Below are 368 nucleotides of genomic sequence, written 5' to 3'. Positions count from 1 at the left end.
CCGGGACGCCGACGCCACCTCGCGCCCCGGGGACGCCTTCCGCGAACTGTCCCCGGAGATGCGCGAGTCCGTGCGCTCCCGCCGGGCCACCGTGTTCCAGCGGGTGTCCCACGACGGCCGGTCCGCACTCGTCGTCGGCATGCCGGTCACCTTCACCGGCCCGTACGCCGCCGGGGAGCGCGCCTCCGGCCTGGAGGTCTACCTGACCGTGCCCCAGCAGGAGGAACAGGGCTACGTCGACGCCCTGGTCACCGCCATCGAACGGGCCACCGTGCCGGCGCTCGCGCTGGCCGTGCTGATCGCGCTGCTGGCCGCGCGCGGGGTGCTGCGGCCCGTGCGGGCACTGCGCCGGGCCACCCGCAGCATCG

Annotated in this window: 1 pseudogene; it reads left to right on the top strand. The window is 76.4% G+C overall.

Features of this window, described 5'->3' with window-relative positions:
* A pseudogene (locus ACLZOT_RS50520) lies at window positions 1-368 on the top strand (two-component sensor histidine kinase); the annotation flags it as partial.

The organism is Streptomyces sp. 4F14 (genome assembly GCF_048159485.1).
Taxonomy (GTDB): domain Bacteria; phylum Actinomycetota; class Actinomycetes; order Streptomycetales; family Streptomycetaceae; genus Streptomyces.
Note: the sequence above shows the minus strand (reverse complement) of the source record. Positions and strands in the feature narration are given on the sequence as shown.